This is a genomic window from Pseudomonas sp. PS01299 (genome assembly GCF_029960145.1).
Taxonomy (GTDB): Bacteria; Pseudomonadota; Gammaproteobacteria; order Pseudomonadales; family Pseudomonadaceae; genus Aquipseudomonas; species Aquipseudomonas putida_A.
In genome coordinates this window covers 1-12,946 of record NZ_JASCPO010000167.1, presented here as the reverse complement: position 1 = coordinate 12,946, position 12,946 = coordinate 1, and the positions used below count along the sequence as shown (strand labels likewise).

Sequence of the window (12,946 nt, the reverse complement as noted above, 5' to 3'; positions counted from 1 at the left end):
ATACGCAGCCTTCGCGAGCAAGCTCGCTCCCACATTGGATGACCGGTGTTCACAAATGCCCGTTCTGTGCAGAACCCTGTGGGAGCGGGCTTGCTCGCGATTGCGGTGGTTCAGGCAATGAATATGGCCGCTGACAAACCGCCATCGCGAGCAGGCTCACTCCTACAGGGGATCGCGGTTTACAGTGATGGCTTCGACAAGGTGAGTGAGGCCGGTGATGACGCAGTTCTACGATGCGCGGGGCAATATTTACGGGGTGATTTCGCCCCAGGCACTTCGTGAGGCGGGGATCGATTTGCCGGTCGGTGCCGCGCAGTGTGCTGTGTCGAGACAGGCATGGAGTCAGGCCGCCATTGCGCTGTGCTGCGACTGGCCGGAGGGCCAGCGTCCGGCGGGGAGCAAATCGCACCGCAGCGATGGTCTGTTGATCGGCCCGTTTCAGTCGGCAGCGCCGTTCGACGTGCTGATCGTCAACACCGACGGCACCTTGGCCGAGCGCAGTGGCAACGGCCTGACGATCTTTTCCCAGTCGTTGCTGGAGCAGGGGCTGATGCCGGCGGAAGGGGCGTCGCTGCGAGTGCATCACGACAAGGGCGACGCCGTGGAAACTTCGGTGAAACCAGCTGCAGTCGAAGGCGTTCACGGCTTCTGGCTGGATCTCGGTCAACCGGGCTTCGGGCCTTCAGCGGTGACCGCCCGGAATGTTGAAAACCGCGAATTCAATGGTCATGAAGTGAGCCATGTAAAACCATTGGCGCAGCTCGATCCCGCGTGGCAGCACAGCCAGTTCGTGCGCATCGGCAATCCGCATTGCGTGACGTTGTTGAGCGACGTCGCCGATCTGCCGAGCAACTCACAAATGCGCGAATCGCCCTGGGCTGAAGGCCTGACCCGAATCGCCTACGCGATGCCGACCGGCGCCGGCCAGCCATGCCCGGCGGGCATCAATCTGCAATGGGCCGCGCTTGAGTCAGCGCAGCGCATCGTCGCCCGAGTATTCGAGCGTGGCGAAGGGCCGACAGCGTCCTCCGGCACCAGCGCCAGTGCGGTGGCGTGTGCCGCATGGGCGGTGGGTTGGGTGGCGAGCGGCGAAGTGCACGTCGTCATGCCGGGCGGGACGGCGCCGGTGTTGCTCGAAGAAGAGCAGGGCGAATTGGTGCGGGTCAGGCTGTTTGGTACGGCTCGATTGATCGACTGAAGCGGCAATCGCCTCCGCTGGCAAGCCAGCTCCCACAGAGTTATATGGTGAACACAAATCACGCGTTCACTGCTGGATACTGTGGGAGCTGGCTTGCCAGCGATGAGGCCATCAGCCTGACAAAAGTTTCAGATTTGTCCGCCGCTGAACGCCACCACCGGCATCTGCCGCTGCATCAGCACCTTGCCGCCACGAATCGAATACAGCGGCAGGCCCTGGCTGCGGATCACTTCGTAGTCGCTGTCCGCCGACAAAATCAGCAGGTTCGCCGGGCGCCCCTGTTCCAGGCCATAACGCTCGCCCAGGTGCATGGCCTTGGCGCTGTTATCGGTAACCAGATCCAGCGCGTTCTGCAGGTTGCGGTAACCGAGCATGTGGCAGATGTGCAACCCGGCTTCCAGCACCCGCAGGATGTTGCCGTTGCCCAGCGGATACCAAGGATCGACGATCGAGTCCTGGCCGAAACACACGTTCATCCCGGCCTCAAGCAATTCATTCACGCGAGTCACGCCACGGCGTTTCGGGAAGTTGTCGAAGCGCCCCTGCAGGTGAATGCTTTCGGTCGGGCACGAGACGAAACTGATCCCGGAATGCCCGAGCAGGCGGAATAGTTTGGCGCAGTAGGCATTGTCGTAAGAACCCATTGCCGTGGTGTGGCTGGCGGTGACCCGCGCACCCATGTCGCGGCTGCGCGCCTCTTCGGCGAGCACCTCAAGAAAGCGCGAGTGCGGGTCGTCGGTCTCGTCGCAATGCACATCGACCAGGCACCCGGTGCGCTCGGCCAGATCCATCAGAAACTTCACTGAACTGACGCCCTGATCACGGGTGTACTCGAAATGCGGAATGCCGCCGACCACGTCGGCGCCCATGCGAATCGCTTCTTCCATCAGCTCGCGACCGTTGCGGTACGACTCGATGCCTTCCTGGGGGAACGCGACGATTTGCAGATCGATCAGGTGCCGGGATTCTTCGCGCACTTCGAGCATCGCCTTGAGCGCGGTGAGTTGCGGATCGGTGACGTCGACGTGGGTGCGCACGTGCTGGATGCCGTGTGCGGCCAGGGCCTGGATGGTCTTTTTCGCGCGGGTCTTGGTGTCTTCTTCGGTGATGGTGACTTTGCGCTCACCCCAGCACTCGATGCCCTCGAACAGCGTGCCGCTCATGTTCCAGCGCGGCTCGCCAGCGGTCAGCGTGGCGTCGAGGTGGATGTGCGGCTCGACGAAGGGCGGCACCACCAGATTGCCGCCGGCGTCGAGGTCGCCGGGGTTGAGGGTCGGGGCTTCGGTCTGGCGGCCGATGCTGCGGATCAGGCCGTCTTCCAGGTGCAATTCGTGCAAACCGTCCTGGTTGCGCAGTCGGGCGTTGATGATGTGCATCAGGCGAATCCTTCTTATAGGTCTGGTAGTGGCGCACTGGCGCGACGGGCGCCGAGCAGGCTGGTGACGATGACATACGTTAGCGCGGCGGCGGCAATCCCTACCAGCGGCGCGACCCAGTGCGAGTGGAACGCAGTGAGCGTGCCGACCGCGTAAGCCCCCAGTCCCGGCCAGTTGAACGCCGGCAACCGTGCGTCGGCCAGACGCGGATAGCGCCCGCGCCAGCGGAAGAAAAAGTCGGCCATGATCACCCCGCCAATCGGCGGAATCACCGTGCCCAGCAGAATCAGGTACGGCACCAGCATGTCGTACATGCCCAGCAGGGCGAGCAGGGTGCCGATTACCGCGCCGGCCAGGGTCACGGTTTTGCGTCGGCCGGTGCGCAGCAGGTTGCAGCCGGCGACGGCGAAGTTGTAGATGGTGTTGTCCTGGGTGCTCCAGATATTCAGTAGCAGCATGGCCATTGCGGCCATGGCGAAACCTTGCAGCAGCAACACTTCAACCACGTCGGGCTGCTGATAGACGATCGCGCCGTAGGCACCGATCAACACCATCAAGCCATTGCCGATGAAAAATCCGATCAGGCTCGCCAGCACGGCAACCCGTGCCGAGCGCGAGAAGCGTGTCCAGTTGGTCGCCTGGGTCGCGCCGCTGACGAAGGTGCCGAACACCAGCGTGATCGCGGTCGACCAGTCCAGCGAACCCGTCGGCACCACGCTGAGCAAACCATCGAGGCCACCGACTTTTACCGTCGCGACCCACATCGACAGCATCAGCAGCAACATCATCGCCGGCACCGCGATGTACGACAGGATCTCCAGGCCGCGATAACCGATATACGCCGTGGCGCAGAACACCAGGCCGAACAGCACCATCAAGCCGAGCACTGTGCCTTGCCCCAGATCGAAGTATTTGCCGAGCACCACGGCGGCGGTCGCAGTGCCCCAGGCGTACCAGCCGATCTGGGTGAAACCGAGGATCAGGTCGCTGAGCTTGCTGCCGACTTCGCCAAAACAGAACCGCCCCATCAGCACCGAATTAAGCCCGCTCTTGAAGGCGATATAACCGAGGCCTGCCGCATACAGACCGAGCAGCAGGTTGCCGACGATGATCACCGCCATCATCTCGCCAAAACTGAACGCCACTCCGAGCTTGCCGCCGGCGAACATGGTTGCGGTGAAAAACGTGAAACCGAGCAACACCATGGCGGTCGAGGCCAGGCCTTTTCGCGCATGCATCGGGACTTCGCTTAGGGGGTAGTCGTTGCCGGGATCGTTCTGCGTCATGGGGCGTTCCTTGCTGAAGAGGGGGGACGCGGGTTGGGTTGCAGTGGTCGTGCCAGGTTTGAGTAGCGTCCGTCCCAATGTTTGAAGATGTCTAAGTTATTGATTGTTGAGCATCTAAGTATTAGATCAGTAGGAATGTCGTTTTCTAACGAATTTATTGTTTGTGTGAAAATCTTCATATTTTGGATTAAATATGGATTGCTCCCATGGGCTTGCTGGAATAATCCTACACAATATTAGTCTTATTCCTGCCTTTAATTTATTGACCGTAAAGGCTTGATCCAATATATCTATAAGTGCAAGTGATTCACGATTTTTCAGAAAATTCTAATGGCGATACAAGGATGTGAGATGAATATTCGAAACGTTGATATTGAAACTATTAAAGATGTTATTCGGGCAGACGGCGTTATGATGAGCGCTGTCTTTGGGGAAAAGTACGTAGATCCACTTCTTATGCAAGTTGAGAACACTCCCCCGGGAATGGAACTGACTAGGCCAGTACATACGGGGGCAGCAACAAGTAATTGTACTCAATGTTTCGGTCGGTGTTGCTATGCTTCTTACTCTCCGAAATCAATAAAAAGTGGCACCTGTTATGGACTGGTATCCAGAGCCAATGTAGTCGTTTTTAACTAGGTATGTGCCGCCTCAAGGCGGCATTTCAATTGACATAAGGAAGTGTTAATGAGTGATTTGTCGATGGTTGATTCTATGGCGACTTATTCTGGTTCACACAGGATTTTAGTGAATGATTTTTTAAATAGCCTGTATGAGAGTAAGAGGTTTGATCTTGCTTGTCTGATTGATAAGAAGTTGGCTAATGCCTTTGCTATACACGTAGCAAATAAGGTGGAAAGCTATGTTCGCCAATCCATCGAGGCAGAGGTGTCACATGTTAATGAAAACCTTGGGGTCAGGATGACCTACGAGGATTTTTTAGAGCAGGATGAATTGTATCTCGAGTTTTTGAGAAAGTACGAGTCGCTGAGGTACTTGCTTGATAAACTTTTTGTGGATGAATTAGAGAATTTCTCATTAGTTAAAGAGTGTTTTTTAGAGTCGCTTCCAGAATTGCTGCGTAGTGGTTTTTTGGATGCTCCTCATGAAGTGAGTGATGTGTTTTTGCTGGGAGACGAGAGTCACGATGGAAATAAAAACGTAGCCCTTTTTTATGTTCAAGGATGCCCTGCTTTTGCCTTGAAGTTGCGTGATTTGGAGTTGGAAAAGAAAACAAGCGAGTTTCTTGGAGTTTTTTTCAATGAACAATGTGGTATTCGCGGCTGGGAGTTTCCAGAATACCTATCGGGGCAAGGTTTCGGGTGGGTGAAGTGGTGTGATCAGGCTCCTTTGAAAAGCAAAGCGGAGGTAGAGAATTACTATAGATTGGCAGGTTATTTGATTGCTGCGGCTGCGTCGTTAGGAATTACCGACCTCCATTATGAAAATATCGTAACTCATCATGGAAACCCCGTTCCGGTCGACTTGGAGGCAGTATTTCATCATGTCTATGTTGATGCGCCGCGTTTGGGAATACCTAGAACAGGGCTTGTGCCGAATGTTATTAAGTACACAGATGGACTTGCCGACACCGAGCACGCGGGCATAGGAAATATATTTCGAAAACAAGCCGTTAGAAAAGCATCATTAAACACAAATCCAAATGCGGTGGTGTTTAATGGTGAGGTACAGAATCCAATAGACTATATTGAACATATCGTTGCAGGTTGTGTTGAGTGCTACAAGGTCATAATTTATGAATATAAGCGTTTTGTAGATTTTTTGAATCAAACTTCTAATCTAAGAAATAGAATAATCTTGAGAGATACCGCTAACTATTGCTTGGTGATTGAGGCTTCCTATCATCCGCGGTTTCTAAAAAATAACCAGGATAGAAAAAAATATATCGAGTCTTGCCTCGGATCAGTCGAAGATCATCGGGCCGACTCCGCTCTCTTAAAGGCGGAGGTTGAATCTTGCTTTTTTGGGGATGTTCCTAGATTTACTTCTTGTGCGAAAGATCTTGCTGTTTGTTCAACTCATGCGGCTGAAAGTATTAAGTTGATTAATTATGTAAACGGATACGACAGTGTGAAGGATAATTTACATCGCATAGTGAATGAGGGGTTTGGCAACGAGATTAAATTTTTAAAGTGCGTATACCGAGAGGCGGAAAAAATAGTCGAATTGAACTGTAGGTTTAATCAAGTTCATGGTTTTGAGGAAGAAGATCCTAGTTTCTTGACTCTAAAAAAAATGCCTTCTGCAGTAAATGTAACTGCTAAACACATGATTGATACTCGGTCTCCTCCTTTAATATTTACTAGTAGGTGTGAAAGCTATCTCGAGTTAACTACCGTGGGGTTTGATTTGTTTTCAGGTTCGGGTGGGCTTGGTTATCTCGCTGCTACTGGGAGATTATTCGAATCAAAATCGGAGAATAAGGAATTTTTGTTTGCATATTTTGAAATGATTTTAGGTGATGAGTTGCTATCGTCGTCTCCAATAGGTGGAGCATATGTCGGTGGGTTAAGTTCTATAGCGCCAATTTTTATAGATGGAAATCCCTCCTTTCTTTCAACTGCAACCGATAAAATTGTTGCGGCTTTTTATTCTGAAGAATATAAAAATCTAGGTTCGGGCTTGATCTATGGTCTTGCTGGAGCTTTGGTAGTCGCCAGCTGTTATTTTCAATTGTCAAAGAAGGAGGAGTGGCAAGATATTTCTAGATCACTATTCGAGGCGTTAGTCGCGAGATCTGAATTAGACGGTGAACAGATACTATTCCCTAGTAATATCTCAATGCATCCTAAAAAAATATTATGTGGGCTTTCGCATGGACAAGCAGGTATCGCTTATTCGATCGCTGTATATGCGATGGTTTTTGATATATCTGATGAAACGGTCCTTCCATTGATAAAAGGCGTAATTACGTCGGAAATCAACTGCTTTGAGCCGCAACTTGGCAATTGGCCAGATTTAAGACATAAGCCTCGAAGCATAGAGCTTCAAAATGAGTTTGGATGGGCGCATGGAGGCGCGGGAATTATTTATGTGTTCGATTTTTTAAGAAGACATTTTAATATCGATGTACTTGACAGGTTTTTGCAGGAGCACAACGTTCGAGCGATGTTCGAGAAGAATTTCAAAGCTTCGGGCGGTAAAGAAAATTTCTCAATTTCAAACGGAGTGTTGGGGGTAGAGTTAATTTATCAGCGACTATTCAAGAAAGCTTTGAACGTCGATTTAGAAAATAAGTATTGGTCGATTCAGGGGGCGTCTACTTTAGGGTGTGGTCTGATGAAAGGGTGTGCCGGAGAGCAACTGGCCCTGAATTCTTTAATGACAGGTGACCAATCTTTTCCTCTGTTGCCTCATGAACTGTTTAAGCTGATTTTTCGGGAAGTGTCCAAATGAATGTCAAAGGATTTGTTGATACTTATACGCTATTGAAGTTGTCCATGAAATCAAAAGACGTAAGTCGTTTGGCCTTTTTAGTAGTTTTGATTTTCCTTACCGCGATAGGTTTTGGTCTCGTACCTTTATTTTTGCAGAGGATGCTTGCGGTTGCATCAGGTAATCATGAGCAGTTTTTGATGTTTTTGAGTTTGGTAGTTGGCGTTGTTTTTATATCTCAGGTGTTTTCTCATTTGTCTGATGTAATGACAATGATGTTTATCCAGCGGGTGAATATAAATCTTGGCGAGATGTTCATTAAGAGATCTATTCGTTTGTCTGCATGTGAGAGCCTTATAAAAGGCCCGGCGCAGCTGGCGCAGGTCCTGCAATGTGCTTCGGCGAGTATGGATAACACAATTCGATCAATGCTGGTTAGTGTACTACCCGCTATCGTTCAAATACTCGTATCGTTAGTTGTGTTGGGTTTTTTTAAAGATTTTTTCGTAATGTTCATGATTTTTTTATATGTTTTTACGTATGCAATTCTTAGCTCTTCAATGATCGGGCGCTTGTCAGAGTTGTTCAAGGTTGTGATATTAAAAGAGATGGGAAGTTCAAAAGCCATTCATGGAATTGTTTCGAATATTGAGACGATACGTATATATTTGGCCGATGAATTTCTGTTGCGTTTTTTTCGTGAAGATCAAGAAGGTGTTTATCAGTCTTGGTTGGGTTTTTATAGGAAAAGTACTTATCTAGAAGTTTTTAGGGTATGTATTTTTTCGATTGTTTTTTTTGTTGTTCTTTATGAGTCTTCACTAAGGTTGCTTTCCGAAGAGATAAGTGTTGGTCATTTTGTAATGGTTGCAGCTTATATGTTTCAGGTGTGTCAGCCCTACGATGCTCTTTTGAAAAGTATTGGTAGCATGATTGAATCACTTGGTGGCTTTGCACCCTTACTAAAACATCTCGACGCTTGTGAAGTTCGGCATGTTGGAAAAGGTAATCAGCTTGCGAATATTAGTCATCACCTGGAGTTTTCTAATGTTCGCTTTTCTTACCCTGAGCGACCTACAGAAAAGGTGCTGCACGATTTGTCAATCCGATTTATTCCAGGTGAAGTAATTGCGATCACCGGTCCATCTGGTGTGGGTAAGTCGACAATTGTCAAGTTGCTGATGCGGCTCTATACACCCTCTTCTGGTTTAATCAAATATGGTGGTGTTGCGATAGAAAATTTGTCTGATCAAGACTTCTATTCTAGGTTTTCTTTCGTATCCCAAGAGGTTGGTTTATTCAACGGGTCGTTAAGATTTAATCTAAGAATCGCTGATCAAAATGCACCTGATGAAAGATTAGAAGCAGTTTTAAAACTTGCTGACCTTGGTGGATTCCTAAAAGGCTTGCCATCCGGGCTGGATACGGAAATTGGAGACAGGGGGTTAATGTTGTCGGGAGGCGAGCGTCAACGTCTTGCCTTGGCAAGAAGTTTTTTGCGAGACCATAAGGTCGTCGTTTTTGACGAGAGCACGGCGTTCCTTGATGAGGTTGCTGAGCGAACAGTGATCTCAAATATCAAAAAATATAATGCGTCTAATATTGTGATCATTGTTGCTCATCGAGAGTCGATATTAAAGTTGGCTGATCGAGTGGTCTCGTTTAATGGCGAATTTTGTGAGGAGCTTTAATTGTGAGAATATTGTCTGTTTCAATTAAAGGGTACCGCTCTGTTGATGATGTGTTTTTGAATCTTGATGGTTTGAATATTTTTCATGGTGCAAATGGAGTTGGGAAAACTAATTTATATAATGCACTCAAGCTCGTGCAGGCCGCTGCAACGGGAGAGTTTTCGAGGTTTATCGTTCGGGAGGGTGGCATGCAGTCGATCCTTTCGGAGAGTTCAAAGCGCAATGCCGAGCGTTCAAAAATTATTTTTGAAGTGCGTTTCTCGATTTTTTCAGATGATGATGGCTATTACAGTTACGGAATCACAGCGGGACTTGTGCCGCAAAAAACCGCTTTTGGAGAAAAGATTGTATTGGGCGATGGTTTTGAGTTTGAACCTCAAATAAAAACCGAAAAACTTATTTTTCATAATGGACGGAAAAGTCATACTCTGATGTTCCGAGAAAATGGTTTCTTGAAGGTTATGGATCGAGAAATGGCCGTTCTCGACATGTCGAATGCTATTCGACTATTCCCCTCTGCGACGGCATTAAGCTCTCTCACGGATGCAGAGCGTTTTCCAGAGGTGTTACGTATCAAACATGAAATTATGGGGTGGCGTTTTTATCACGGTTTCAGGACTGATATTGAGTCGCCCATTCGCAAGCCTTGCTACGCAGTTAGTGACACCGTACTTCATTCGTCTGGAGCAAATCTCGCTGCGGTTCTGGCGACGCAGAAATATATAGTTCAAGATCTCGATGTTGTTGAAGAGTTGATTGCGGATACATTCGGAGGGGCGATTTTGGAAATTTCCAGGCCGGAACGTACCGTTTCTTTTGGACTTCGCTTTCCTCAAAGTAATCGCACGAGCAATGCGTGGGAACTGTCTGATGGTACTTTGCAATATATTTGCCTAGCTGTTGCGCTGACATCCAGTTCTTTGCCTCCATTCATTGTTTTGAATGAACCTGACAACAGTTTGCATCCCGATATGCTCAGGTCGTTGGCTGGTTTGATTAGTTCTGCCAGCAAGCGATCGCAGATTTGGGTTGTTACTCATTCACCCATATTGAAAGATATTCTTGAAAAGTCAGGGACGTCTAAATCTCGGCATGTCATTAAACGGGGGCTTCATACATGGATTGAAGGGTTGGCTCTAAATGGTGAAGTTAATGCTTTTTGACACAATCGAAAGCTGGGATTTTGATTCGCACATGCGCAGGGATAGGCATGAAATTGGTGCGTTGATGTTGCATCTTGGAACACTGTTTTTTCGGCATTTAGCGACTCTATATGAGTGGTTTTGACTTTGTGCACTTGCGCCATTCCGGGACGCGGACGCCGCGCGTCAAAGAAATCGCAGCAATGCGGCGATGATCGCTTCCGGGGCATCTTCCTGGATCAGGTGGCCGGCGTTGGCGATGGAGTGAAATAGCGCGCCAGGAATCATCTGGTGCAACGCCCGACCCCGCTCGATGGGAATCCACTGATCGGCTTCGCCCCAGAGAATCTGCACCGGGCAGCGGATGCTCGGGTACAGCGGTTCGGCCTCGCGGGTGTAGCGCTCGTCCATCTGCGCGATCTGCCGATAGAACGCCGCTTGCCCCGGATCGCCGAGCCACGGTTGCACGTAGGGCGCCAGTTCAGCGTCGGGGATGTCGCGGTGAATCGCCCCGCGAATGTAGGTCGGGACGATCGCGCGCTGGATGTAGTCCGGCAGGCCGCTGAACGCCGTTTCATGCTGGCGCACATGCTGCACGAACGGCGATCCCCATGGCGTCAGCGCCACCGGATCGATCAGCGTCAGGCTGCGGTAGTCCCTGCCATTGAGCAAGTGCGTGCGCAGTGCGGTGGCACCGCCGAAGTCGTGGGCGACCACGTCCGGGCGCTGGATGTTCCAGTGATCGAGCAACTGCGCGAGAAGTTGATTCTGTACGCCGAGGGAAACGTCGGCGTCCGGTTGTGCGGAGCGACCGTAGCCCAGCAGGTCGAAATAATGCACCCGGTGACTGGCGAAAAAATGCGGCGCGATGCGGTGCCACACATACGATGAAAACGGCGTGCCATGCACGAACACCAGCGGCGGGCCGTCACCGCGCACGGCGTGGCGTATGGGATGCCCATCGAAATCGAAGACCTGATCCAGCAGCCAGTCCGTCATCGGCCTGTCCTCTTGGCGGGGTTGAGCCAAAAAGCATAGGCATAAAAAAACAGCCGTGAAGGCTGTTTATTCGTTGACTGACACGCCGCCTATCCCTGTGGGAGCGAGCCTGCTCGCGAAGACATGGTGTCAGTCAACATTGGTGTGACTGGCAGAGCGCATTCGCGAGCAAGCCCGCTCCCACAGGTTTTTCGGTGATCTCTGGATCAGGTCACTCACCGCGATAGATGCAACCGCTGGTGCAGGTCTCGTGAATGCGGATCGCGCTGAGTTCCGGCAGCAGGGGCTTCATTTCATTCCAGATGAATTTGGCCAGGACTTCGCTGGTCGGGTTTTCCAGGCCGGGAATGTCGTTCAGGTAGTTGTGGTCCAGACGCTCGTACAGCGGCTTGAAAATCGCCTTGATCTCGGAGAAATCGCGGATCCAGCCGGTGTGCGGATCGAGGTCGCCGCTCAGGTGAATCGCCACCTTGAACGAGTGACCGTGCAGGCGTCCGCACTTGTGGCCGTCCGGTACGTGCGGCAGGCGGTGGGCGGATTCGAAAGTAAACTCTTTGAAAATTTCCACAGTATTTTCGGCTCTGTTCAGGTGGCGTTCGCCGCAGCGATTCGGGCAGGCGGCGAGTTTACCAGCTTGTGTTTGGCGATGCGGGAAAACACTGACTAAAGGGTCAGCAAGCGTTCGGCGAGGCGACCGTTGGCCGCCAGTTCGAGAAACTCGTCGCCGAGACGGCGGCTTTCGTCCATCGCCGCGTGCCAGTATTTCTGCCGACTCGGCGCATCGCCCATGAAGCGCTTGAAGTCGTTACGGTCGGGAAGTTTGCCGTAGGGCAGGCGCGCCAGATATTCCTTCGATGGTGCGAGCAACAGCACGTCCTGCAAGCGCTCCACCGAGGCACGGCGCCACGGCAGGGTCTTGTCGAACCAGCCGGGAATCACCCGGTCGGTGAAGTGCGGATAGAGCACGATGCCGTCGCCGCTGTAGGGCAGGTCGAGGTGATAGTCGAGCAGCCCGCCGTCGCGGAACGTGCCGGTACCGGCGCCCGGCAGGTCGCGCACGCCTTCCATGACCATCGGGATCGATCCCGAGGCCAGCAGCGCCTGGCGCAGATTGCCGGCGTCGAGGGCGACGAAGCGCGACGGAAAGTCATTCAGCGCATTCAACGGCGGGGCAAGGCGCGGGTCGTGAATGATCAGGCGTTCGAAGTGCCGCGACAGCCGCGCGCGACCGCGCAGGTTATCGGCAATCACCGAGCCCAGCGCCAGACCGAGGCGGCCACGATGATCGTCGGCCAGGCGTCCGTGGCTTTTCACCACCATGATGTTCAGGCGGTAGTCGGCGTTGTTGAGGATGCTGGCGTCGCGGCCGTCGAGCAGGTCATTGAGCATGCGCTGCGAGCTCTGGCTGATCTCGGCCATGGTCACGCCTTTGTTGAAGTTCTGCTCGGCGTACAACTGACCGAGGCGGCGGATGCCTTCAGCGGCGTCCGGCAGACAGGCGCTGGCGAAGCGCCAGGAACCGACCGACGCGCCGATCAGCGAGCGCTCACGCGGCGCGCTCGGCAGCCACTCACCGAACAACGCCAGATCCAGCCCTTGAATCCCCAATGCCTTCGGCCCGCCGGCCGCACCGGGCAGGGTGCCGACGTCAGCGGCGTTCAGGCCTTGGGCACGAATGCGCGCCATGGCCCGTGGGCCGGCCTTGAGGGTAAGGGCAGGGAACTTGATGTGGATGGCTGTCATACCGGTCTCGATCGTTAGCAAGCTTTGGATTATAGGCGCACTGCTTGACCCTGTGGGAGCGGGCTTGCTCGCGAAAGCGGTGTATCAGTCGCCATCATTACTGCTGACCCACCGC

Annotated in this window: 9 protein-coding genes; 4 read left to right on the top strand and 5 right to left on the bottom strand. The window is 52.1% G+C overall.

Annotation, left to right across the window (positions count from 1 at the left end; translation table 11 throughout):
- Positions 1 to 217: 217 nt before the first annotated feature.
- Positions 218 to 1,198 carry a diaminopimelate epimerase gene (locus tag QMX91_RS22600; protein ID WP_282413413.1) on the top strand — a complete coding sequence of 327 codons (981 nt, stop codon included), beginning with the start codon at positions 218 to 220 and terminating at the stop codon, positions 1,196 to 1,198.
- A 128-nt stretch (positions 1,199 to 1,326) separates the two neighbouring features.
- Here QMX91_RS22600 and codA read toward each other — a convergent pair whose 3' ends face one another.
- Positions 1,327 to 2,574, bottom strand: coding sequence for a cytosine deaminase (gene codA, locus QMX91_RS22595; RefSeq protein ID WP_247842502.1), 1,248 nt, complete (start codon positions 2,572 to 2,574; stop codon positions 1,327 to 1,329).
- 14 nt (positions 2,575 to 2,588) lie between these two features.
- Positions 2,589 to 3,860 carry a cytosine permease gene (gene codB / locus QMX91_RS22590; protein WP_282413412.1) on the bottom strand — a complete coding sequence of 424 codons (1,272 nt, stop codon included), beginning with the start codon at positions 3,858 to 3,860 and terminating at the stop codon, positions 2,589 to 2,591.
- Between the two features lie 687 nt (positions 3,861 to 4,547).
- On the opposite strand from codB, the gene QMX91_RS22585 reads away from it, so the two are divergent.
- The 3 genes from QMX91_RS22585 to QMX91_RS22575 are packed head-to-tail and all read left to right on the top strand — an operon-like array spanning position 4,548 to position 10,110.
- Positions 4,548 to 7,277 carry a DUF4135 domain-containing protein gene (locus QMX91_RS22585; protein ID WP_282413411.1) on the top strand — a complete coding sequence of 910 codons (2,730 nt, stop codon included), beginning with the start codon at positions 4,548 to 4,550 and terminating at the stop codon, positions 7,275 to 7,277.
- Positions 7,274 to 8,947: an ABC transporter ATP-binding protein gene (locus tag QMX91_RS22580; protein WP_282413410.1), complete on the top strand. Its 1,674-nt coding sequence runs from the start codon at positions 7,274 to 7,276 to the stop codon at positions 8,945 to 8,947. The genes QMX91_RS22585 and QMX91_RS22580 overlap by 4 nt, the downstream gene beginning before the upstream one ends.
- Positions 8,948 to 8,949: 2 nt before the next feature.
- Positions 8,950 to 10,110, top strand: coding sequence for an AAA family ATPase (locus tag QMX91_RS22575; RefSeq protein WP_282413409.1), 1,161 nt, complete (start codon positions 8,950 to 8,952; stop codon positions 10,108 to 10,110).
- Positions 10,111 to 10,275: 165 nt separating this feature from the next.
- Here the strand turns inward: QMX91_RS22575 and QMX91_RS22570 are convergent, their stop codons facing one another.
- The 3 genes from QMX91_RS22570 to QMX91_RS22560 form a co-directional block, all read right to left on the bottom strand.
- Positions 10,276 to 11,088 carry an alpha/beta hydrolase gene (locus tag QMX91_RS22570; RefSeq protein ID WP_282413408.1) on the bottom strand — a complete coding sequence of 271 codons (813 nt, stop codon included), beginning with the start codon at positions 11,086 to 11,088 and terminating at the stop codon, positions 10,276 to 10,278.
- A 211-nt stretch (positions 11,089 to 11,299) separates the two neighbouring features.
- Positions 11,300 to 11,656: a 6-carboxytetrahydropterin synthase QueD gene (queD, locus tag QMX91_RS22565; protein ID WP_003223505.1), complete on the bottom strand. Its 357-nt coding sequence runs from the start codon at positions 11,654 to 11,656 to the stop codon at positions 11,300 to 11,302.
- Between the two features lie 95 nt (positions 11,657 to 11,751).
- On the bottom strand, positions 11,752 to 12,831 hold the full coding sequence (locus tag QMX91_RS22560; RefSeq protein WP_134785912.1) for a patatin-like phospholipase family protein: 1,080 nt from the start codon (positions 12,829 to 12,831) through the stop codon (positions 11,752 to 11,754).
- Positions 12,832 to 12,946: the final 115 nt, after the last annotated feature.

Coding starts and splice junctions, on each gene's coding strand:
- QMX91_RS22580 (WP_282413410.1), top strand. CDS start 7,274: ATGAATGTCAAAGGATTTGTTGATACTTATACGCTATTGAAGTTGTCC.
- QMX91_RS22585 (WP_282413411.1), top strand. CDS start 4,548: ATGAGTGATTTGTCGATGGTTGATTCTATGGCGACTTATTCTGGTTCA.
- codA (WP_247842502.1), bottom strand. CDS start 2,574: ATGCACATCATCAACGCCCGACTGCGCAACCAGGACGGTTTGCACGAA.
- QMX91_RS22560 (WP_134785912.1), bottom strand. CDS start 12,831: ATGACAGCCATCCACATCAAGTTCCCTGCCCTTACCCTCAAGGCCGGC.
- QMX91_RS22570 (WP_282413408.1), bottom strand. CDS start 11,088: ATGACGGACTGGCTGCTGGATCAGGTCTTCGATTTCGATGGGCATCCC.
- codB (WP_282413412.1), bottom strand. CDS start 3,860: ATGACGCAGAACGATCCCGGCAACGACTACCCCCTAAGCGAAGTCCCG.
- QMX91_RS22600 (WP_282413413.1), top strand. CDS start 218: ATGACGCAGTTCTACGATGCGCGGGGCAATATTTACGGGGTGATTTCG.